A 20,313-nucleotide genomic window follows, 5' to 3' on the forward strand; every position below is an offset into this window, starting at 1 on the left:
CAACCCCTTACGCGGCCGCATCGTGCTGCCCCGTTCACTCAGGAGAACATCATGAACACTCGTGTCCGTCGTAGCGTCGGCCTGCTCGCCGCTGCCGCCGTCCTTCCCCTCGCCCTGACCGCCTGCTCGGACGACAGCGACTCCGGCAAGTCCGGCTCCTCGACCAAGGCGTCGGCCTCTGACACCAAGGGAAGCGACGACATGGCCGGTTCCGGCAGCACCGCGAGCGGTACGGACCAGCCGTTCGGTGCGGCCTGTTCCGCAGTGCCGAAGGACGGCGCCGGCTCCTTCGACGGCATGGCCCAGGACCCGGTGGCCACCGCCGCCTCCAACAACCCGGCGTTGTCCACCCTGGTGGCGGCCGTGAAGAAGGCCGGTCTGGTCGACACCCTCAACAACGCCCAGGACATCACCGTGTTCGCGCCGACCAACGACGCCTTCGCCAAGATCCCGAAGGCGACCCTGGACAAGGTCCTGAACGACAAGGCCCAGCTGACGAAGATCCTCACGTACCACGTGGTGGGCCAGAAGCTGACGCCGAAGGACCTGGAGAACGGCTCCTTCACCACCCTGGAGAAGTCGAAGATCACGACCTCCGGCTCCGGCGAGTCCTACACCGTCAACGACTCGGCCAAGGTCGTCTGCGGCAACGTCAAGACCGCCAACGCCAACGTGTACATCATCGACACCGTTCTCATGCCCAAGAGCTGACATCTGTGAGCCTAGGACGCGCCCCCCGCCCGGTCGCCTTGACGGGAGTGATCCGGGGGGCGCTTTCCTTGTGCCGGGGCATCCGGCCCGCCCGACTGCCGGCAGGGCGGTGGGCGGCAGGCGGACCGAATGCCCATCCTCACGGCCGGCCGGCCGGGCGGTCGCGGCACCGCCAGGTCGGCTCTGTGAGGTGGCGTTCATCCGTCCGGGAAGGGACAGAACACCAGGCACCGACCGTGTGGCGCAACGCCGAGCGGACAAGCAGCGGCCACCACACGCCCGCCGTACGGCAGTCATCGGCAGCGGAGTGTCAGGATTGACCGCCGCGCACATCCTGGCCCGCGCCCACCACGTCACGCTCTACGAGGCTTACGGCCGGCTCGGCGGCCACGCCCACACCCCTGAACTGGCCGCGCCCGACGGACGCACGCACCGCGTCGACCCGCTTTCATCGTGCACCACCGCCGCATCTACCTGAACCTGCTCGGACTGTTGCGTCAACTCAACGTCGCCATGCAGGAGTTGAAGATGAACATGTCCGTGCGGTGCGAGGGATGCGGCCTGGAATACGCCGAAGCCCGCGGGCTGCACGGACTGTTCGCCCAGCCGCGCAACACACTGCGCGTGCCCTGTTTGCGGATGCTGGTTGAGGTGCCGCGCTTCATCGGCTGCGGCCGGAGTCGCTGAACCTGTACGCGGCGCAGAAGCACCAGGTGCAGGTCACCGCCGTGACCCTGGCGCGTGAACAGGGCGGCATACGTGCGGGAGCAGGTGCGTACTTGGAGGCTGGAGCACCTGGTGGCCGTGGTGTGCCAGAACGACCGGGACATCACCGGCTCCGTCTTTGACGCCGTGGCCACGATCGAGATGGGCGAGCACGTCGGGACGACAAATACCCTGCCTTCGCTGCTGCCCGGACGCGGTGGTCCGCCCGTGCGGGCGCGTACCGGTCCAGCAGACGTCCCGCAGCGCGACCGCGCCCGACGGCGGCGCGTGCATTGAGGCGTACATCGCCCCGGAACGCACATGCGGCCGATGGGCGAGACCGTCGGCCTGCTGGAAGGGGCCGGCCTGGAAGTACGTTCGGTGGAGTCGCCGCGAGCACTACGCGCGCATCATCAACGCCTGGCACCTCCGTCTGGAAGAACCCTGGGACGACTTCGTCCGGTTGGCGGGAAACAAGACGGCCCGCGTCTGGCGGCTGTACCTGATCGGCGCGGCCTTGGCCTTCGAGGAGCGGCGCATGGGCGCGAACCAGTTCCTGGCCGTACGACCTAAGGCCACGGAGGACAGTGGTGTGACTTCCGCGTCTCGTGGGGAATCTTCGGCCTGCGACGACGACGGATGGCAGGTCGCAGCCCTAACCGTGATGCGCTGCTGATAGAAGGAAGCGGGAAACGGCTCCTGGAACGGCACATGGCCCACCAGCCTGGCTGGGACCGCTATGTGACACGCACCAGCGGCTTCTTCCCGCGGCCACCGCGCTCGCACCGGTCAACCCATGTCGTGACGGGTGGGGGAAGCCCGCTGGGAGGCTTCTCCCACCCGTCACCGGCTCCTGTCTACGCCGGAACGCCGAGCAGGGCGATCGGTTCCGAGGTGGGCTGATCCGATCCCCCGGCCGGTTCCACCGTGATGCCGACGCCCGAGGCGCCGTCGACGGCCCCCTGCATCAGCACGGCCTGACTCCCCAGGCCTGGGTCCATCAGCCCGGCGGAACGCATCTTCCCGCCGTCGGCGAACCACAGCTGGTACACCTTGCCCCGCGGCGGCGCAGGCATCCCGGAGGTCGCGAAGACGGCCCGGTCGCGGCTGGCGGAAACCACCAGCGTGCCCGCGCCGCCCGCCACCTTCACCGAGCGGGACCTGGCGTCGGGCGCGGTCAGCACTCCAGCGACGTCCGCCGCGTGCCGCTCCGCCTGTGCCGCCCGGTCCACAGCACTCTGCGCGCGTTCGTACTGCCACACGGCTGTGCCGCCGAAAGCCGCCGCGGCGGCCACGCAGGCGGCCAGCGCCCACCGTCCCAGAGCCCGCCCGCGCCGACCGCCCCGGCGTACCCGCTCCAGCGCCGCGGCACCGGGGGGCGCCTGCCGCACCGTGGTGATGCGCTCAAGGACCTGCTCCCGCATGACGGGGCGGGTGCGCACCGTGGCGGCCCGGGCCAGCCGCGCGGCAGTGGCCGTGAACTCCGCGACCTCCTGTCCGCAGGAATCACATGAGGCCAGGTGTCGCTCGAAGGCGGTACGTTCCTCGCCGTCCAGCGCGTGCAGGGTGTAGGCGCCTGTCAGCGTGTGCAGATCGGTTGTGGTCATGCGGTCACCCCCAGGCAGTCACGGAGCCTGATGAGCCCATCGCGCAAACGTGTCTTGACGGTGCCGACCGGCAGCGCCAGCGCCTCAGCGACCTCCCGGTAGGTCAACCCGCGGTAGTAGGCAAGAGTGACCGATTGCCGCTGCAGTTCGGTCAGGGTGCGCAGACAGCGCCGTACCTGCTGCTGCTCCAGCCGGGTCTCGACCTCCTCGGTCACCTGGTCGTAGGCAGGCTGATGATCGAGCAGCGCGGCCTTGGTGTCACGGGCCGCCGCCGCCTCCACCGACCGCACCCGGTCCACGGCCCGCCGGTGAGCGAGCGTGAGGATCCAGTTGATCGCCGTGCCCCGCTCGGGCCGGTAACGCGGAGCCGTGCGCCACACCTCCACCAGCACGTCCTGCGCCACCTCTTCCGACTGTGCCTGGTCACGCAGAACAGCCCGGGCCACACCGAGAACGGAACCGGCCACGGCGTCGTAGACCGCGGCGAAGGCCTCCTGATCACCCAGCGCCACCTCGTGCAGCAGACGCTGCAGGTCAGGTTTCACCGGCTGCCGCGTGCCGATGTGTACTGGTTCCTTCACCATGCTTCTCCCGTGTACGTGACGGGACGGAACGTCCCTGGGTAATCCGGGGCCACACGGGCTGCGGATTGGTCACATGCCAAAAGGCGGGCAGCATACGACATTTCCTCGGCCCGCAGGATGTGACGGCCGGTGCCAGGGTCTCCGTCGGCCGCGCACGGGCCTGCCGTCGAACGCTTCACACACGGTTCCAACGGAACCGGTCACGTCGGCAGGGTGGTCGACCAGACGCCCCACTGGAGTGCGGCTGCCCGGCGATCAGTGTCATCCGGTTCACCCATGTCCACGCCGGGCAGATGACCAGGCGCCAGCATGGCGCGCAGGAGCCTCGCGCTGCTCGTGAGGGCGGGCGGCAGGAACAGGGTGGCACAGCCGGCCAACACCATGGGGGTCGGCTTCGGCCCGGTCAGCCCACCAAGGGAGACCAGGACGAGTAGGTCGAGGAGCGGAGGGTCGCTGGCCGGGGCGAGGGTCTCACTGAAGTGGCGGCGATCCGCTGGGCGAGCCGCCGCTCGAACAGCAGGAGGAGCCGGTCGAAGTGCGGCACGACACCGCTGTCCATGAGGAGATTACGCAAGTGGGCGTCGGTCCGCCCGTCCGGCAGGGCCCTGAGTCGCATCGTGGGTGAGCGGCACGGTACCGCTGGCAAGGTCACGCAGGAGAGCCGGAGCCCGTGGGTCGCGGAGCCAGATCCGTCGGCTCTTCGGCCGGTCCAGGCTCACCAGAAGCTGGTGCAGGGCGACCGATCGCGGGTGGAGGCGGCCGGTGCCTTCGTCCAAGAGATCGATGAGCAGGCCGGAGCATCAGCGGTAGCGGAGATCTTGCCTCCGGATTGGTGATGGACCCGTTTTGACTGGTCAGCGGGCTGTGCGGTCACCGGCATGCCTGCCAAGCGCCGTCCAGCCACCAGCCCGTAGCTCAGAGTCACTGCGCCGACGTGCCGGCGGGCCATGTCCGGGCGGTACTCGAATTGGTCGACAGCAATAACCCGGCCGGCGCCGAGCAGCGCCGCCCGTGTGGCCATCTGGCAGACAGCCCGCCCACACCTCACACGGCGACCACGTCGCCCGGCTTCATTCCGCCCACGTCGGCACCCATTCACCCGGTGGGCGCCGAGTCGGACGCGAACAGTGCCGTGGGGTCGTCCCGGACGTCCGGCACCGACATGACCCCCTGGGCCGCGAACGGGACGAGAATGTACTCGGCATGGTTGCCGGCGATGCCCCCGGCCCTGAGATGCCCATGAAGACCACGGTTGCGGCGCGCGGGACTATGAGGTCTTCTTGTGATTGTGCTCGCGAGCGCCCGTCACCCGGACGTAGGCCCGGACGGGCAAGTAATTCTGGGGGCAGGCGCTGCTGCGTCGGTCATGCCTCAAATCCAACGACGCGCTGATGCCCTGATTCAGATGACGTGCTTAACCGGAAGCGTGGCACGCAGGGCATAGAGGGTCCGGCTCCGGCACGCAGACGTCGAGTGGCAGCCCTACGTAGGGAAAGCCGAGTCGCAAAGCCACCCGATGACCGTCGGCACTCCCACGGCCGAGTCCCCGTGGATCAGCAAAGGAGATCGTCATGGCAAGCAGCAACCGCGCCGTCACCTTCCAGGCCCCGAAAGACATGCGCGTCGAGTCTCTAGACTTCCCGAAGCTTCAGATGCCGAACGGGAAGGAGGCCCCGCACGGAGTCATCCTCAGGCTCGTCGCCACCAACATCTGCGGTAGCGACCTGCACATCTACCGCGGGTCCTTCCCCGTGCCCCAGGGCATGGTCATGGGGCACGAGATGACCGGGGAGGTCATCGAGGTCGGCCCCGACGTCGAGTTCCTCAGCGAGGGCGACCTCGTCTCCGTCCCGTTCAACGTCGCCTGCGGCAGATGCCGCAACTGCAGGGCCCGCCGGACCGACGTCTGCGAGACCACGAACCCCAAGGTGTCCTGCGGAGCGTACGGCTTCAACCTGGGCGACTGGGACGGCGGCCAAGCCGAGTACCTGTTCGTCCCGTACGCCGACTTCCAGCTCCTGCGCTTCCCCGACAAGGACCAGGCCATGGCGAAGATCCGTGACCTGGCGCTGCTCTCGGACATCCTGCCCACCGCGTTCCACGGTCTCATGGAGGCCGGCGCCCAGCCGGGCTCGACCGTGTACATCGCCGGCGCCGGCCCGGTCGGCCGCTGCGCCGCAGCATCGGCGCGCCTCCTAGGGGCGTCCTGCATCATCGTCGGCGACCACAACAAGGACCGCCTGGAGCTGGTGAAGCAGAACGGCTGCGAGACGATCGACCTGACCCAGGACGCAGCGCTCACCGACCAGATCGAGGCCATCCTGGGCGAACCCCGGGTCGACTGCGCAGTCGACTACGTCGGCACCGAGGCACACGGCATCGGCCGCGAGGCCGATGACATGGACCCGGCCTACGCCGTCAACCAGGTGATCGACGCCACCCGCGCGGGCGGAGCCACGGGCGTCATCGGCGTCTACGGCCCCGACCCGCTCGCGAAGTCGAAGGCCGAGCAAGAGGGAACGTACCCGATCGACTTCGGCAAGGCCTGGATCAAGTCGCCGCGGATCGCAGCCGGGCAGGCACCGATCATGCACTACAACCGCGAGCTGATGATGGCGATCCTGTGGGACCGCATGCCCTACTTGAGCCCGATGCTCAACACGAGGGTGATCAGCCTCGACGACGCCCCCGAGGCCTACGCGACCTTCGACACGGGAGTGGCCGAAAAGTTCATCATCGACCCCCATGGCCTCATTCCCGCCTAAAGCCCTTCAGCCGCCCCCGCGAACTCACGAGCAACAGCGTCGTGGGCAGTCCGTCGCTCGAAATGAAGCGACGGACTGCCCATTCTCACGCCTGCTCGGTGCGGCAACGTCGGCCCCACACGCGGGCGGGTGCTGGTCGTCGACAACTCCGGGGACCCAAAGGAGGGAACGGCGACCGCGCACGTGAGCCGGCACTGGCTGGGCCGCCACGGCAAAAGCGACAACGCGGTCGTCACAGTGACGACCGCTGGGGGCGGACGAGCGTCTGCCCTACCCGCTGCACGCGGTGGCGCCCCCTACTCGCCAGGATCGAGTACTCGACAGAATCGAGGGCCTGCCTGTGCGCGGGAGGCAAAAGGTAGTTACCCAGAGCGGTGGGGCCCCGTGACTCAGGTGCCGCGGGTGCCTGGGGCGCCGTATCGGGCGAGCATGGTCAGCACCGCTTGGTCGACCGCGCTGCCGATAGCGGTGTCGTCCGGCTCCCAGCGTGCGAGCAGCATCCGCGGCCAGAACACGAAGTTGGAGATCATCCCGAGGAATTGGGTCGCCGCCATCTCCGCATCGTCGAGCCGGGCTGTACCAGCGGCGTTCTCCGCTGCCAGGTAGCGGCGGACCGATTCGAAGTAGGGCATCTTGCCGAGGTTGAACTGGGTCTCGCCGAGCTCGGGGAAGCGCGGTACCTCGGCGATGACGATGCGGAAGAGGGCGGCCATGCCGGGCTGGGTGAGGAGGGCCACGTAGCGGCGTCCGATGGTCTCAAGCCCGGCGCGGAGGTTCCCGGGCTCGGGGAGGGGTGCCTCCCCGTCGTCGACTTTCCAGTATTCGGTGACGATCGCCTCGAACAGGGCCGCCTTGGTGGAGAACTGCTTGAACAGAGTCGCCCTCGATACTCCGGCCGCCTCTGCGATGCGGGCCAGCGAGGTGCCGTCGTAGCCGGAGTCGAGGAACAGCTTTGTCGCCGCCTCGATGATGGACGTCCGTTTCTGCGCTGCCACGCGCCGGTGGTATTCGGAAGGCTGTGCCGTCATGCCCTCCAGTATGCCCCTCATCGCGAGGTGAGTCACTTGACTCACCTCTGGTCCTGCTCCTACCTTGAGAAGGGAGGTGAGTCACTCGGCTCACCAGTGCTTAAGCCGGGAAGGGGCCACCATGGAACGTTTTGAGGGCCAGACCGTCATCGTCACCGGCGGCGGCGGGGGTATGGGCAGCAGTCATGTGCGGGGCTACCACGCCGAGGGGGCGAACGTGGTCATCGCCGGCCGCGACGATGACGCCGGCCGCGATCTCGCCGCTCAGCTCGGCCATCGGGCTCTGTCCGTTCACCTGGATGTCACCAGCGAGGACGACTGGGCGGCACTGGTACGAGAAGTCGAAGACCACTTCGGGCCGATCACCGTCCTGGTGAACAACGCGGGCATCCAGAACCCGGCGGCCCCTATCGAGCACACCGAACTGCGCGCCTGGGAGCACACCTTCAGCGTCAACGTCACCGGTCAGTTCCTCGGCATCAGGGCCGTGGCTCCGTCGATGCGCAGGGGTGGTGGCGGAACCATCGTCAACATCGCCTCGACCATGGCCCACGTCGGCACGGCCTTCTACGCCCCCTACACGGCCAGCAAGTGGGCCGTGCGCGGGCTGTCCAAGACAGCCGCACTGGAGCTCGGGCGGGACAACATCCGGGTCAACTCCATCCACCCCGGCGTCGTCTCCACACCGCTGATCAACGAACCCACCGTCGCGGGCCAGCCGGCCATCGCCGACCTCTACTCGCCCGATCCCTTCGCCATCCCCCGGCTCGCCGAACCCTCCGACATCACCCGCCTGTTGCTCTTCGTCACGTCCCAGGACGCGTCCTTCGCCACGGGCTCGGAATTCGTCCTGGACGGGGGCCTGCTTCTCGGCCCCGCGCTCCAACCCGGATCCGACAACGCAGCTTGAGCCGGCATTGCAGTTCGGAGCGTGCACTCGCGCACGCCCACCTTGCTCAAGGCGAAGCGATCTTCCCTTGCGTTGATGACGGGCCTGTGGCAATTGTGATCACGGCGTCCGAGCCGTCCCGGATAGCTCCATTCACTGGGCTGAGCCCGCACTGCTCGCGCAGGTTGGTGGCCGAGTTGCGACGGGAGGGCGCGGATGCGGTGCGGCGGGGCCGTCCGTGGAATCTGCCGCTGGAAGACCGCGTGCTGCTTACGGGCGCACGAACTTTGCCGATGCGCCAGCTTGCCCGCTTATCGGCATCTCGCAGTTCACGGCCGATCGCACCATTGACCACCTCGGCCCCCAGGCTCGCGCTTCCGCCTCGTCGGCGGTTGCGCGCAAGGACACCGTGCTCATCGTGGACGGCACCACCGTGCCCACTCGCGACCATTCGGTCGCCGAACAGCCCCAAAACTGCCGCTACTCGACTGCTCGTCCGTGACCTTGTCCGCCAGCGGGCCGCATCGTGCTCATCGGCCTGTGCGGGTCTGGGCGTCTCGCCGTGCGGATGCGGGAGTGGGGGTAACGGTCCGGGTGGCGGGTTCGGGCAGGGTGCGGAAGAGGAGCCAACTGAGGACCGGCATGGTGATCAGAGGGGTGAGGGCGGTCCGGAGGGTGGTGGTGTCGGCGAGGACTCCTAACAGAGGGCTGATGAGGCCGCCGATGCTGACGGTGAGACCGAGGGTGATGCCACTGGCGGTGCCGATGCGGGAGGGTAAGTAATCCTGGCTGAGGGTGACCTGGAGAGAGAAGGGGACGTACAGGCCGGCCGAGGTGAGGGCCACGAAACAGAACATGGCCGGGCCGGGTGCGTGGATCACGCCGATGACGGCGGGGATGGAGAGCAGGTAGGACCAGCGGGAGACGCGGACGCGGTCGTAGCGGTTGGCCAGGACTCCGCCCAGGACCGAACCGACTGCGCCGCCCAAGAACAGCAGGGACAGAGCGAGGGTGCCCGCTGTGGTGCTGCCTGGCATGCGCTGCTGGGCGTAGAGGGAGATGAAGGTGCTCAAGCCCGTGAAGACGATGGAGCGGAACACCACCGCCAGGGACAGCTTCACGAACGAGGCCACGTCGTCCGCGCGGCGGGGCGTATGTGTCGTGGCCGTGCCGATCTGAGGTTGGGCGAGCATCCGCAGGACAGGCACACACAGGGCGGCGCCTGCGAGGGCGGGCACGACGAGGACGGGTGTCAGGTGCAGGGAGCCCTGCCCGATCGTGGCCGACACCATGAGCGGGGCGAGCGCGAAACCAATGTTGCCGCCGAGAGAGAACCAGCTCATCGCGCTGTGGCTGCCCTGGCTGGCCTGGCGCGCCACGCGCGCGGACTCCGGGTGGTAGGCGGCCACGCCGATGCCGGACACAGCGACGAAGAACAGCGTGATCCCGTAGGAGCCGCTCAGGCCGCTGACCGCGATGCCCGCCCCGCCCAGCAAGGTGCTGACCGGCAGCAGCCACGGCATGGCCCACCGGTCAGCGAGCACCCCGAACAGCGGCTGGGCCAGCGACGACAGCAGGGACGCGGCCAGCACGATGCCGGAGGCAACCGCATAGGTGTAGTCCCGCTCGGCCACGAAGAACGGGATCAACGCCGCGACAGCGCCCTGGTAGATGTCGACGCAGGCGTGCCCTGCGGCCAGCAGCAAGATCGGTGTATGCCTTCGCACCCTTCCCATGCTGAAGGGCCCGCTCGTGTCGCACTTTCGATAGATTGACAGGTGATGCAGAAGATCCGCCGAACACCTGTCGCGCCGACCCGGACCCGGCGCCTAGCTTCCGGCGGCGAGATCGAGGCACACCGCCACGACGACCACCAGATCGCCTACGCCAGCCGTGGCACCATCGCGGTGACCACCGACGCCGGCTCCTGGATCGCCCCTGCCACCCGCGCGCTCTGGATCCCCGCAGGCACGGTCCACCAGCACCAGGCCCACGGCGACCTCGACCTCCACCTCGTCGGCCTGCCCACCACCGACAACCCCCTCGGCCTGGACAGACCCGCCGTCCTCACCGTCAGCCCTCTCCTACGCGAGCTCATCGTCGCCTACACCCGCGACCCCTGCGACGACACCCCATCCCGCCACCGCCTGCGCGCCGTCATGCTCGACCAACTCGCCCTCTCCCCCGAGCAGCCTCTGCGACTGCCGGCCCCCACCGATCCCCTGCTCCGGGAACTGCACGACATCCTGCGTACCGACCCGGCCGACAACCGCCCCCTCGACGACCTCGGACGCCAGATCGGCGCCAGCGCCCGCACCCTCTCGCGCCGCCTCCGCGACGACCTCGGCCTCACCTACCCGCAGTGGCGCACCCAGATCAGGCTTCACCACGCCCTCATCCTCCTCGCCGACGACACCCCGGTCACCGCAGTCGCCCACCGCTGCGGCTGGTCATCCGCCAGCACTTTCATCAGCGTCTTCCGCCGTACCTTCGGCCACACCCCGGGCACCCGCCCCACCACCTAATCACGCGACGACCGGTCAGCGAACGAACCATCAACGTCAACTGCCAGACAGGGCATCGGCGGCTGCTCTCCCCCGACGGGGCTGTTCGTCAGGTCCCAGACCTGCGTTAATACTGCGACGTTGGCTATCTGTCCGCCGAACTGAGCGGTCGAGGTGCCGATCCACAGGTCACGGAACGGCCTACTGCTGCGCAGGGGGCGGGTGTCGAGGAACCTGATACGGACACGTCCCGTCATCGCGGTGGCTCGGCAAGGTGGTGAAGGATCCGCTGCCGCATGGACCGGCGTTCCAGGGCCTGACGTACCTCTTCGACGACGGCGGTCATCGGATGCGGGATCTCGTCGTCCAGCTCGGCGACGGTGGCATGGGTGGCCCGCCATCCCGCCTCGAGAAACGGCACCAGTGCCCGGCCGCGTTCGGTCAGGTCAATCCGCCGGGTACGGGCGTCAGGCCCCGGCTCGGAGGTGACCAGGTCCTCCTTGCGCATGGCGGCGATGGTCTGGCTGACCGCGGAGTGCGAGCGGTTCAGGGACTCCGCGAGCTCACGGATGGTCAGTGGTCCGGTGTGCGCGAGCCGGATCAGCGGATAGGCGAACCGGGGCCGCACTCCCTTGATGCCGCGCTCGATGTAGAACTGCTCGATCTCGGCATCCATGGCTGCCAGAAGCTCGTGCAGAGAATGCCAGGGGTCCGGTACCGCCGTGGGATCCGAAGAAGTCACAGCCCTAATAACAGTGCTGTCATAATCGCGAGCCAGCTGGCGCTCCCGCCTCATCGACGGTCCCGCAAGGACACCGTGCTCATCGTGGACGGCGCAATAGTGCTCACTCGCCACATCCGCCTGATCTTCCTCGACGAAGATCTCCGCAACCTCTTCGTCGACGGGCCTGCGGCCGCCTGCGTGCGTCACCGTCCTACGCAGGGCAGCAGAAGGCATCGCGCTGACCGCGACCTCGACGACCTGGTGATTGGGTTCGCAAGCGAGAGCGGACAACGTTTGTCGACGGTTTCAGACAGCACTTTGGCGGTCAACGCCGCAGAAATGTCTATGAGAACCGACGTGGCTTTGGCCGGCTTCCAGGACGTCCTTGTCAACCACGTCGGCACGCGGGGGCTGGCATACCCGCTGCCGCCGCGAGAGGCTGACCCGGCACGGGTTGATCTTCAGCACACGGAGGCTACGAGCTCATGGCGGCATCGGGGAACCAGCTCTTACCGGCAGCAGGTGCATACGAGATCGATCAGGCGGCATCAACGGTCCGCTTCGACACACGCGCCATGTTCGGGCTGCTCCCAGTCCGAGGGACCTTCGCCATCGGTCATGGCCGCATCACTGTGGCGGAGCCGGCAGACGAGTCGTCGGTGGACGTCGTAATAGAGGCAGGAAGCTTCGAGTCGGGCAATCAACAGCGTGACGACCACGTCAGGTCCTCTGACTACTTGGACGTGGCTCGACATCCCGAGATCGGATTCCGGAGCCAGCGTGTGGAACGATCCGACGCCGATACCACTTTGTACGGCGAGTTGACAGTAGGCGGGGTGACTCGGCCGATCACCGTCACACTCGGCACGGTGGCCCAGGAGGGCAAGCGGATGACAGCAAGCGGCACTACCACGATCGACCGGTACGCCTTCGGCATCACCAAGGCCAAGGGTATGACGGGTCGGCATCTCAAGATCACTCTGGAGGTCGTCGCGCACTGCTGAACCGGTCGTGGTGCATGAAAGTGCTCACCGCGGTACGGCACTACGTACCCGTCCCGCGCGCTCCGGGCCGGCTGTTCAGGAAGCGGAGGAGAAGCACACTCGCACTGCGAGGAGGTCACCCGCCGCATCCAGATCGGCGATTACGGGGAACAAGCCGTCGCCCCAGCTGGTCATTGCGCACAGCACGCGGGCACCATCGAGTTCCACGGATCCGGCCTCGACCTGCGAAGCACGTACCTCGCGCATGATCTGCCAGTGATGGGAGTGGGGTCGGAAGTCCACCGCCATTCGCTGTCCGGTCTCGTCCTTCCATCTCGACAGAGCGCGTGCTCTGTCGATTGCCTCCGAGACGGGAAGGCCGGTCCACCCGCGAACACCGTCCTCACCGGGCTCGCCCAGTTCAGGTGCTGCAAACGTCGAGGCCGCTGCGTCTGCCGCAGCACCCCAGAACGCCACGTCGGCCAAGCCGTCCACCGGCTCGTCGTGCTGCCAGCTGTTCAGGGCGTCGACATCGCCAAAAAGTACACGTGCCCAGTCCACGCCTACGTCACCCAAGGAAACCGATGACGTCACCCGGCCCTCACCCGTCCGGATCGAGATCTCGGACCAGCGTTCCCCGACACCGTCGCCGTGGTCGACCCGTGTAGCCAGTACGGGCAGGTGTCGGCTTCGGGGTACGCCACCTAGTGCGACGACGGGCACCCCGAACATCCCGAAGCTGCCACCACCCTCTTCGCCTGTCCGACGGGCCCTGTGGGCATGCGCCTCCCGAACCGGCAAGGCCTCCAGCCGGGCGTCGAGACCGGCAGATCGGCAGTGTCCGTCGAAAGTCGCCTCGAATTCGGCGGCTTTCGAGGCAGGGATGTCATGGATCCTGCAGCCTGGCTGCCGACCGAAGGTCCGAAGAGCGTCGGCAGCATCCGGCCCGGTGACCATGAAGTCAACGGCGCCCGTGACGTCGGCGGCCATGACAGCGTCTTCGATACCCAAGGAAGCCGGATCGATCTCCGCCGGCGACCGGTCCCCGCTCCACAGTCCCAGGTGACCGCCGTCAATGATCACCAGGGTGCCGGACGGGCAACTGATGGTCCCCAGCTCGAACGTCTCTTCCATGGCGCGCGAGTCTACGGTCACCTGGCAAGTCGTTCGGCGGGCGGACGAACCAGCGGCCGGCCTCAACAGCCATCTGCGGCCGTCGGTCGGCGACATGAACTCACTCCTGCAGTGGTCCTCCCCGACCGACCGCACCGGGCCTAACCATGTGGCTCCGAACAGCCGAACAGCCGAAGCGACTGACAGCCCTGCGCCGGGGACGGAGTCGACGGCGCGGCGTCACCCAGGGACACCGAGCGGCGGGTGTTCGAGCACCCGCGGCTTGTACTCGACCAGCTGAGTCCGGCCGTCGAAGGTGCGGTGGTCGATCATCTCGAGGGCAACATCCGGATAGCCGTCGTAGATGCGTTCCTCGCCCGTGGCCCCGGTGATCACCGGGAACATCACCACCCGGAAGCGGTCGACGAGTCCGGCCCGCAGCAGTGACCGGGACAGGCTGAGGCTGCCGATCGTGCTGAGAAGCCCCGAGCCCTCCGCCTTCATGGCACGGACCGCCTCGACCGCGTCCTCACGGACCAGCGTGCAATTCGCCCACGCCAGAGGCTCTTTCAGGGACGAGGAGAACACCACCTTCGACGCCTGCGTCAGCTCGTCGACGGACGCCTCCTCCTCGGGCCTGAACTCGTCCTGGCCGGCCGGGACCTCCCCTGCCGCGAACCCCGACATCAGACGGTAGGTGTTCGACCCCATCAAGTAGGTGGCCTTCGGCTGCTCCCCGAGCCATCCGAGATACTCCGGGCCCTCCAGCCCCCAGAACCCGGGCCACCCCTCCCCCGACGCGTACCCGTCGAGAGAAGTGATGAAGTCGACCAAAAGCTCCGACATGACAGTGTCCTTTCCCAAGTGGTCACCAGCTTGGACCGGCCCACAGCCGCAAACTCATCGCCCACGCTGTGAAGAACGCAAAAACCCGCGAACCTGCAGCCGGTCAGGTCTGCGCAATCGGACAGACCACGATGACCACGACCGCCCTGCCGCTCATCGACCGTGCCCCCCGCGTCAACGCCGTGCCACGGGAGGTTGGCCTTGCGCCGAGGCAGTTCGACAACGTCGTCGACAATGACCGCATGAATGTCACTGAGCTGCTCGAATCAGCTTCGCTCCTCGTTCCGCAAGAGGTCGCGACCGAGAACGACATCTCAGTGCGGGACGTCTGGGACTATCTCGTCCACGACGAATGGCAGACCGCACTGCACCTGCTGGAGGAACTCGGAGGCGCACCTCCGCTGCCGTTGGCTTTCTAAGAGCAGCTTGCCCAGGCGGCTGCGCAACTCGGGTTCGAGCGGAGCACGGCCTGGTGCCACTGGCGATGTTCCGAGATCAGGAACGGCATGGTCCGGGCAGACATGACGCTGCGGCCCACCAGCGAGGCCCGACGCACGACGCCGATCCCGGGTCACGGTGTTCTGCGACCCATGTGGGACATCGGCACCCTCTCCCCCACGGGCGGCGCTTCCGTCAGCATTGCCGGACTCTGGGTCGAAGACATGCCCCTTCTGCGGCCTGGTGGCCGAGCCACGGTGCGCCTCATCCCCCTCACCCCCGCGCACTGGGCGCACGTCCGGACCGGCCAGAAGATCACCATGCACGAGGACCGGACCGTGGCCGGCACGGCAGTCGTGCTGGAGGTTCGCCTCCCCACCCCTTCCGCGCCCACGACGTAGCGGCCACCTCACCTGCCTTGGCGCAGGTGCGGACACCTCCCCCACTGATGCCGCCCTGTCTGGTCTGTCGGTCGGCAGGAGGCAGCCCGTAGGCCGAGGCGGCACTGGGCAGCCACTGGTCACACCGAGAACAGACAGACCGACGCACCCGCCACGGCCGGACTGGGACTCGGAGGGCAGGCTGCACACCTCCGGCTGTGGCGCGGGGCTGCAGTGCTCTGATCCGCTCCGTTGTAGCGGGATTGAGATGACGCGCTGTCTCGGACCACGGATCGCAGACTTTCCCGCCGTCGGAGCGGCCCACGTCGACCGTTGTGCTGCGGTGGGAAGGCCGGGGCCGCTTCGACCTCCCCAGGCTTGACGGCCCCAGCCTTCCCACCGGACAACTGGCGACTACCCCGATGATCCACACCTATGCCCAGCTCTTTCCCTGTCTGCCGGCAGCGGCCCCCGACAGTTGCTTCAGGTTTCATGGTGGGCGACTGCTGTGCCCCGACAGGCGCGAAGCGGCGACGTCAGGCCAGCGCAGGTTCGACGTCTTGTGGCGCTCGGTTCAGGCGCTGGCCGTGGTGACGAGGGTGGGATCACATGTCCGCAGCCCCGTGACGTAGTTGCCACTCGTCCCGTATCCGGCAAAGGTGACCCGCTCTCCGGGCTCGATGACGCGGCACGGGGCCCACTGATTGTTCGTGTACTCGACCGTGATGGATACGGCGTCGACGCAGCCGTTGTGGACATCGGTGTACCGCCAGCTCTGGAAGTACTCGACGCACTGCGGAGCCGGCGCTCCGACGGTCGCGGCGGCGGACGGTGCGGCTGTCAAAGGCATCAACAGACCCGCCGCGACGATGGCGGGGACGGCGATGAAGGCAGGTGCGCGTCGCGTCATGTGGTTGGTCATGCGGCCCATCCTCAAGCCACCACAGACACTCTTGCAATTTTCAGCAAGGATTTTCAGACAGATTTCGGCACTGCATACAAAGGAGCAGGCCATGAGGAATGGCAGGGTCTGAAATCGTTGCACGGCAGTCGCTTTTCGTCCCCTCCTTGCGAGGCGGGAGCACTGTCGGTGGTCGTGATCTACAGTGCTCCCGCTTTCGGACACTCGTTACATCGCTGGTCTGGTGAGCAGACCGCTGATGTGGCATGTCTTTCTGGGGGCCGTGCGGCAGAGCAGCCACAAGTGGCCGCAGTAAAAGGCGACGGCCCCCGCTGGACGGCTCCTGCGTCAGGGTGCGGTGAGGCCGTCGATCGCCACGGGAAGGTGGCGAGGGCCGCGCAGGACGGGGTTGGCGCGGTACGGCGGTGGGTCCGCCAGCAGCCGTGGGTTCTTGATCCGGCGGAAGAGCTCCGGCAGGGCGATCTGCGCCTCCATCCGGGCCAGCGGGGCGCCGAAGCAGTAGTGGATGCCGGTGTAGAACCCCAAGTGCTGGTTGTCGGCGCGATCGGGCTCGAACCGGTCGGGATCCTCGAAACGTTTGGGGTCGCGGTTGGCCGCGGCCAGCATCAGCCGGACGGGCGCACCCTTGCGCACGGTGGTCCCGGCGATGTCGATGTCGGCCAGGGCGGTGGTGAACGGTATGAACTGGACCGGCGGCTCGTACCGCAGCACTTCCTCGATGAGCGGGACGACCAGCTCCGGCTCCTTCCGGAACCGCTCGAGGACCTCGGGGTGGCGCAGCAGGGTAAGTGTCGCGTTGCTGATCAGGTTGACGGTGGTCTCGTGGCCCGCGATCAGGAGCAGTATCGCGGTGGACACCAGCTCCGCGGTCGACATGCTGCCGCCGGGACCTGTTTCGCGAGCGAGGGGACCCAGGATCCCGCTGCCGTTGCTGCGGCGCTTGGTGTCGATCAGGCCGGAGAGGTAGACGCCCAGCTCGCGGCGTGCCTGTTGTGCCTTTTCCATGCCTCTTTGCCCGCCACTGGGATCGAGCCCCGACGCGACGGTGTCGGCCCAGCCGTGGAAGCGCTGTTCGTCCTCGCGCGGCACGCCCAGGACCTTGCAGATGGCCGTCACGGGCAGGGGGTAGGCGAAGTCGTCGACCACGTCGATCTCGTCCCTGCCTTCGAGCCCATCGAACAGGTCGGCCACGACCCTGGCCAGCTCTCCGCGCAGGTCGTGGAGGAACCTGGGGCTGTGCGGCGGCCCGAACGGCCGCATCGCCGCGTTGCGCAGCCGGTCGTGTCCTGGCGGGTCCTGGAACAGGAAGCTCGGCGGCAGGTTCGTGTCCTCCTCGGGCATGGCGGGGCCGTCGGCGCCGGGAGTGCGGTTGCGCGCGTCGTTGCTCAGCCGCGGGTCGTTGGCCAGGCTCCGCACTTCGTAGTACGTGCTGACCAGGTACGATCCATCGTCCTGACGGCTGACCGGCGAGGCGCGCAGTGCGGCGTAGAGCGGGTACGGGTCGGCGCGATTCGCATAGTCGGTGATCTGCGCGAACAGGGTGCCGAGAGTCATGGTGTCTCCTGAGGACCGACGGTCCGCAAAAATGATCAGGCGCGTGCCGGGACGAAGTGGACACGCCGCTCGGTCGGTGAGTGGCCGGTCAGGGTGACGGTCGGTCCGTGGGTGGGCAGGTGGGGGTCCGGGAACGCCGGATCGATCGGCTGCACGGCCTCGGCACGCCCGTCCACCACTGGGTGGTCCGGCGGGAACGACGCTCCGGTCTCGATCTGCTGCTGGTAGTGGCCCAGCCACTTGCCCGCGTCGAAGGATGCCGCGGCGATGACCCGGCCGCGATGCCCGTACACCGCGACGAACCGCCCCTCGGCGAGTGCCCCCTGCGCCACGACCAGTTGATCGCCCATGGTCGGCACACCCACCGACTTGATGTTCACGCCGAACTGGACCGACCAGAACATCGGCACCCACAGGTGCGGGCAGCGCTCGGGACCCGCGCTGATCATGTTGTGGGCGGCGATCCGAGCCTGTTCGACCGCGTTGCCCCAGTGCTCCAGCGACAGGAACTGGTACCCGAACAGCGGGTGCGGGCTCCGGGCGACGTCGCCGGCGGCATAGATGTCGTCGGTGACGATGCCGTTGACGTCGAACACCCGGCATCCCGCGTCGCAGGCGATCCCCCTGGGGCCGGCGGCCACTCCGGAGCCGGCCAGCCATTCGGTGTTCCGGATGGCACCGAGGCAGACCACCGCCACGTCCACGTCGATCGCCGATCCGTCGGACAGGTGGGCGCGCCGGAGCCGTCCGGCCTGGTCACCCTCCAGCGCGGTGATACTGACTCCGCAGCGAAGGTCCACACCATGATCATGCTGTAGCCGGGCCGCCACCGCGGCGATCACCCCGCCGAGGGCGCCGACCAGGGGTGCCGGGCCGCGTTCGACGACCGTCACCTCCAGGCCGCGCTCCCGGCAGACGGAGGCGATCTCGGAGCCCGTGAATCCGGCGCCGATCACCAGTGTCCGACGTGGGCCGGTGGCGAGTTTCCGGCACAGCTGCGCGGCGTCGTCACGGGTACGCAGCACGAAGACCCCGTCCAGCGCCGCCTGCTCCGGATGGAACCAGGGCCGGGCCTTGGTACCGGTGGTGATCAGCAGGCGGTCGTACGGCACGGTGTCGCCGTCCGCCAGGATCACCTGCCTGGCGGTTCGGTCCAGGCCCGCGGCGGCCACGCCCAGACGCCATACGGCGTCGATCTCCCGCCTGCGCGGCAGCGCGGTCGCCTCGGCGTTCTCCAGCCCCAGCAGCACCTGCTTGGACAGCGGGGGCCGATCGTACGGCTCGTACGGCTCGTCACCGATCAGGGTGAGCGACCCGGTGAAGCCCCCGTCCCGCAGGACCTCCGCCGCGCGCAGTCCGGCCAGCGAGGCACCTACGACGACGATGCGTCCCTCCCGCCGGAGGGCCGCGGCACCGCTGTCAGCCGACACGGCCCCCCACCCCCCTCGTCGGTTCGTCGGAGAAGTCGGCGAGAATGGCCTGGACCGGGCAGGCGGCCACGGCTCGTTCCACCTGGTCACGCAGGGCCTCGTCGAAGCGGGAGGTGTAGAGCAGCGCCTCTTCGCCGTGCAGAGTGAAGACGTCCGGGGCCAGGAAGGCGCACTGGGCGAAGCCCTGGCATCGGTTGAGATCGACGACAAGCCTCATCTGGAACCCCGCTCCCTCACTCGGACCGCGAAGTCCGCAGGTCACGCAGCCCTATGCGTTCGGTTCACTCGAATGGTCGACATACCTCCTGTACAGGATCAACTCGGCGGGAGGGCCACGCAACGCGGGAGCAGCGTGGCATCACCTTGTCCGGCCCCGCCGAACACTCCATCCCCGCAGGAGATCGTCACCGTGGGTACCGGGCGCGCCGTCGCTCTGCTCCCAGCACGTTCCCGTCCGGCGGACGCTCGGCCCTCGGCCGGATCGCCTTGCGCCGGCCATCCAGCATCAGGTCCTGCAGACAGCGCTCGCCCCACCGCCGCTGATCCCGCCGCACAACGACCCGAACACATCGGCACGCACTCCGCCACCTCGCCCCGCGGCCGTTCCACTTGCCCCGACCTCGCCCCACGGGGCTGCCCATGAACAGCCCACATCACCCAACGTGACGAAGCACTACTAGTGTCCTGCGCCGGAGATCCGTCGGCAGATTCGTGCGAGGGATTCGAGGATCTCCTCGGCGGTCTTGGTCCAGATGAACGGCTTGGGGTCTGCATTCCAGTTCTTGACCCAGGCGCGGATGTCGGCTTCGAGGCTCTGGACATTCTTGTGTGCGCCGCGGCGGATCTTCTGGTCGGCCAGGAACCCGAACCACCGCTCGACCTGGTTGATCCACGAGGAGCCGGTCGGGGTGAAGTGCATATGGAAGCGGGGGTGCTTGGACAGCCATGTCTCGATCGCGGGTGTCTTGTGGGTGCCGTAGTTGTCGCAGATCAGGTGGATCTGCAGGTGTGCGGGCACCTCTTTGTCGATCCGGGTCAGGAACTTCTTGAACTCCGTCGCCCGGTGCCGGCGGTGCAGGGAGCTGATGACCTCGCCGGTGGCGACGTCGAACGCGGCGAACAAGGTGGTC

19 protein-coding genes and 4 pseudogenes are annotated in these 20,313 nt (G+C 67.9%); 10 read left to right on the forward strand and 13 right to left on the reverse strand.

Annotated elements, in window-relative coordinates; translation table 11 throughout:
* Nucleotides 1–51 precede the first annotated feature (51 nt).
* The 3 genes and pseudogenes from ABZ899_RS31250 (at nt 52) to ABZ899_RS31260 (ending at nt 2,092) form a co-directional block, all read left to right on the forward strand.
* On the forward strand, nt 52–711 hold the full coding sequence (locus tag ABZ899_RS31250; protein ID WP_361352633.1) for a fasciclin domain-containing protein: 660 nt from the start codon (nt 52–54) through the stop codon (nt 709–711).
* A 238-nt stretch (nt 712–949) separates the two neighbouring features.
* Nucleotides 950–1,374: pseudogene (locus ABZ899_RS31255) on the forward strand (NAD(P)-binding protein); the annotation flags it as partial.
* 259 nt (nt 1,375–1,633) lie between these two features.
* Entirely contained in the window at nt 1,634–2,092 is a 459-nt protein-coding gene (locus tag ABZ899_RS31260) for a class I SAM-dependent methyltransferase (RefSeq protein WP_361352635.1), read from the forward strand.
* A 181-nt stretch (nt 2,093–2,273) separates the two neighbouring features.
* Here ABZ899_RS31260 and ABZ899_RS31265 read toward each other — a convergent pair whose 3' ends face one another.
* From ABZ899_RS31265 to ABZ899_RS31275, 3 genes are all read right to left on the reverse strand, one after another.
* The gene (locus tag ABZ899_RS31265) at nt 2,274–3,023 is read right to left on the reverse strand and encodes an anti-sigma factor (RefSeq protein ID WP_361352638.1); all 750 of its coding nucleotides are present in this window, start codon (nt 3,021–3,023) and stop codon (nt 2,274–2,276) included.
* A complete protein-coding gene (locus tag ABZ899_RS31270) occupies nt 3,020–3,607 on the reverse strand; it encodes a sigma-70 family RNA polymerase sigma factor (protein ID WP_361352640.1) in 588 nt (195 codons plus the stop codon). The genes ABZ899_RS31265 and ABZ899_RS31270 overlap by 4 nt, the downstream gene beginning before the upstream one ends.
* Before the next feature lie 403 nt (nt 3,608–4,010).
* Entirely contained in the window at nt 4,011–4,166 is a 156-nt protein-coding gene (locus ABZ899_RS31275; protein ID WP_361352643.1) for a hypothetical protein, read from the reverse strand.
* A 1,012-nt stretch (nt 4,167–5,178) separates the two neighbouring features.
* Here ABZ899_RS31275 and ABZ899_RS31280 point away from each other — a divergent pair.
* Together ABZ899_RS31280 and ABZ899_RS31285 are read left to right on the forward strand one after the other, a co-directional pair.
* Nucleotides 5,179–6,372, forward strand: a complete 1,194-nt coding sequence (locus ABZ899_RS31280) for an alcohol dehydrogenase catalytic domain-containing protein (RefSeq protein ID WP_361352646.1) — start codon at nt 5,179–5,181, stop codon at nt 6,370–6,372.
* 129 nt (nt 6,373–6,501) lie between these two features.
* Nucleotides 6,502–6,597: pseudogene (locus ABZ899_RS31285) on the forward strand (hypothetical protein); the annotation flags it as partial.
* Nucleotides 6,598–6,761: 164 nt separating this feature from the next.
* Here the strand turns inward: ABZ899_RS31285 and ABZ899_RS31290 are convergent.
* Nucleotides 6,762–7,400 (reverse strand): TetR/AcrR family transcriptional regulator, encoded by a 639-nt coding sequence (locus ABZ899_RS31290; protein ID WP_361352688.1) that lies wholly within the window; start codon nt 7,398–7,400, stop codon nt 6,762–6,764.
* A 121-nt stretch (nt 7,401–7,521) separates the two neighbouring features.
* Here ABZ899_RS31290 and ABZ899_RS31295 point away from each other — a divergent pair, with 121 nt between their 5' ends.
* Both ABZ899_RS31295 and ABZ899_RS31300 read left to right on the forward strand, forming a co-directional pair.
* The gene (locus ABZ899_RS31295; protein ID WP_361352649.1) at nt 7,522–8,310 is read left to right on the forward strand and encodes an SDR family NAD(P)-dependent oxidoreductase; all 789 of its coding nucleotides are present in this window, start codon (nt 7,522–7,524) and stop codon (nt 8,308–8,310) included.
* 86 nt (nt 8,311–8,396) lie between these two features.
* A pseudogene (locus ABZ899_RS31300) lies at nt 8,397–8,779 on the forward strand (IS5/IS1182 family transposase); the annotation flags it as partial.
* 40 nt (nt 8,780–8,819) lie between these two features.
* Here ABZ899_RS31300 and ABZ899_RS31305 read toward each other — a convergent pair.
* The gene (locus ABZ899_RS31305; protein WP_361352652.1) at nt 8,820–10,016 is read right to left on the reverse strand and encodes an MFS transporter; all 1,197 of its coding nucleotides are present in this window, start codon (nt 10,014–10,016) and stop codon (nt 8,820–8,822) included.
* Between the two features lie 54 nt (nt 10,017–10,070).
* Here ABZ899_RS31305 and ABZ899_RS31310 point away from each other — a divergent pair, with 54 nt between their 5' ends.
* On the forward strand, nt 10,071–10,814 hold the full coding sequence (locus ABZ899_RS31310) for a helix-turn-helix transcriptional regulator (RefSeq protein ID WP_361352655.1): 744 nt from the start codon (nt 10,071–10,073) through the stop codon (nt 10,812–10,814).
* Nucleotides 10,815–11,046: 232 nt separating this feature from the next.
* Here ABZ899_RS31310 and ABZ899_RS31315 read toward each other — a convergent pair whose 3' ends face one another.
* A complete protein-coding gene (locus ABZ899_RS31315) occupies nt 11,047–11,724 on the reverse strand; it encodes a MarR family transcriptional regulator (RefSeq protein WP_361352658.1) in 678 nt (225 codons plus the stop codon).
* Nucleotides 11,725–12,002: 278 nt separating this feature from the next.
* Between ABZ899_RS31315 and ABZ899_RS31320 the strand changes: the two genes are divergently transcribed.
* Nucleotides 12,003–12,521 carry a YceI family protein gene (locus ABZ899_RS31320; protein ID WP_361352661.1) on the forward strand — a complete coding sequence of 173 codons (519 nt, stop codon included), beginning with the start codon at nt 12,003–12,005 and terminating at the stop codon, nt 12,519–12,521.
* A gap of 75 nt (nt 12,522–12,596) precedes the next feature.
* Here the strand turns inward: ABZ899_RS31320 and ABZ899_RS31325 are convergent, their stop codons facing one another.
* Together ABZ899_RS31325 and ABZ899_RS31330 are read right to left on the reverse strand one after the other, a co-directional pair.
* A complete protein-coding gene (locus ABZ899_RS31325; RefSeq protein WP_361352663.1) occupies nt 12,597–13,634 on the reverse strand; it encodes a hypothetical protein in 1,038 nt (345 codons plus the stop codon).
* 219 nt (nt 13,635–13,853) lie between these two features.
* Nucleotides 13,854–14,459, reverse strand: a complete 606-nt coding sequence (locus ABZ899_RS31330) for a dihydrofolate reductase family protein (protein WP_361352666.1) — start codon at nt 14,457–14,459, stop codon at nt 13,854–13,856.
* A 242-nt stretch (nt 14,460–14,701) separates the two neighbouring features.
* On the opposite strand from ABZ899_RS31330, the pseudogene ABZ899_RS31335 reads away from it, so the two are divergent.
* Nucleotides 14,702–15,298 (forward strand): annotated as a pseudogene (locus ABZ899_RS31335) (hypothetical protein).
* Between the two features lie 553 nt (nt 15,299–15,851).
* Here ABZ899_RS31335 and ABZ899_RS31340 read toward each other — a convergent pair.
* The 5 genes from ABZ899_RS31340 to ABZ899_RS31360 form a co-directional block, all read right to left on the reverse strand.
* Complete coding sequence (locus ABZ899_RS31340; RefSeq protein ID WP_361352669.1) at nt 15,852–16,199, reverse strand: alpha-amylase; 348 nt, start codon at nt 16,197–16,199, stop codon at nt 15,852–15,854.
* 327 nt (nt 16,200–16,526) lie between these two features.
* Complete coding sequence (locus tag ABZ899_RS31345; protein WP_361352672.1) at nt 16,527–17,753, reverse strand: cytochrome P450; 1,227 nt, start codon at nt 17,751–17,753, stop codon at nt 16,527–16,529.
* Nucleotides 17,754–17,788: 35 nt separating this feature from the next.
* Complete coding sequence (locus ABZ899_RS31350; protein ID WP_361352675.1) at nt 17,789–19,183, reverse strand: FAD-dependent oxidoreductase; 1,395 nt, start codon at nt 19,181–19,183, stop codon at nt 17,789–17,791.
* On the reverse strand, nt 19,173–19,400 hold the full coding sequence (locus ABZ899_RS31355) for a ferredoxin (protein ID WP_361352678.1): 228 nt from the start codon (nt 19,398–19,400) through the stop codon (nt 19,173–19,175). Before ABZ899_RS31355 ends, ABZ899_RS31350 begins: the two co-directional genes overlap by 11 nt.
* Nucleotides 19,401–19,859: 459 nt before the next feature.
* Nucleotides 19,860–20,313 (reverse strand): IS630 family transposase (locus ABZ899_RS31360; RefSeq protein ID WP_361352680.1); only part of this gene is annotated, 454 nt, incomplete at its 5' end.

The sequence above is a fragment of the Streptomyces sp. NPDC046859 genome, from assembly GCF_040645135.1.
Classification (GTDB): Bacteria; Actinomycetota; Actinomycetes; order Streptomycetales; family Streptomycetaceae; genus Streptomyces.

Bases quoted from the DNA above. Each gene is read 5' to 3' on its own strand.
- ABZ899_RS31250 (WP_361352633.1), top strand. From the start codon at position 52: ATGAACACTCGTGTCCGTCGTAGCGTCGGCCTGCTCGCCGCTGCCGCC.
- ABZ899_RS31265 (WP_361352638.1), bottom strand. From the start codon at position 3,023: ATGACCACAACCGATCTGCACACGCTGACAGGCGCCTACACCCTGCAC.
- ABZ899_RS31270 (WP_361352640.1), bottom strand. From the start codon at position 3,607: ATGGTGAAGGAACCAGTACACATCGGCACGCGGCAGCCGGTGAAACCT.
- ABZ899_RS31275 (WP_361352643.1), bottom strand. From the start codon at position 4,166: ATGGACAGCGGTGTCGTGCCGCACTTCGACCGGCTCCTCCTGCTGTTC.
- ABZ899_RS31280 (WP_361352646.1), top strand. From the start codon at position 5,179: ATGGCAAGCAGCAACCGCGCCGTCACCTTCCAGGCCCCGAAAGACATG.
- ABZ899_RS31290 (WP_361352688.1), bottom strand. From the start codon at position 7,400: ATGACGGCACAGCCTTCCGAATACCACCGGCGCGTGGCAGCGCAGAAA.
- ABZ899_RS31295 (WP_361352649.1), top strand. From the start codon at position 7,522: ATGGAACGTTTTGAGGGCCAGACCGTCATCGTCACCGGCGGCGGCGGG.
- ABZ899_RS31310 (WP_361352655.1), top strand. From the start codon at position 10,071: ATGCAGAAGATCCGCCGAACACCTGTCGCGCCGACCCGGACCCGGCGC.
- ABZ899_RS31320 (WP_361352661.1), top strand. From the start codon at position 12,003: ATGGCGGCATCGGGGAACCAGCTCTTACCGGCAGCAGGTGCATACGAG.
- ABZ899_RS31325 (WP_361352663.1), bottom strand. From the start codon at position 13,634: ATGGAAGAGACGTTCGAGCTGGGGACCATCAGTTGCCCGTCCGGCACC.
- ABZ899_RS31330 (WP_361352666.1), bottom strand. From the start codon at position 14,459: ATGTCGGAGCTTTTGGTCGACTTCATCACTTCTCTCGACGGGTACGCG.
- ABZ899_RS31340 (WP_361352669.1), bottom strand. From the start codon at position 16,199: ATGACCAACCACATGACGCGACGCGCACCTGCCTTCATCGCCGTCCCC.
- ABZ899_RS31345 (WP_361352672.1), bottom strand. From the start codon at position 17,753: ATGACTCTCGGCACCCTGTTCGCGCAGATCACCGACTATGCGAATCGC.
- ABZ899_RS31355 (WP_361352678.1), bottom strand. From the start codon at position 19,400: ATGAGGCTTGTCGTCGATCTCAACCGATGCCAGGGCTTCGCCCAGTGC.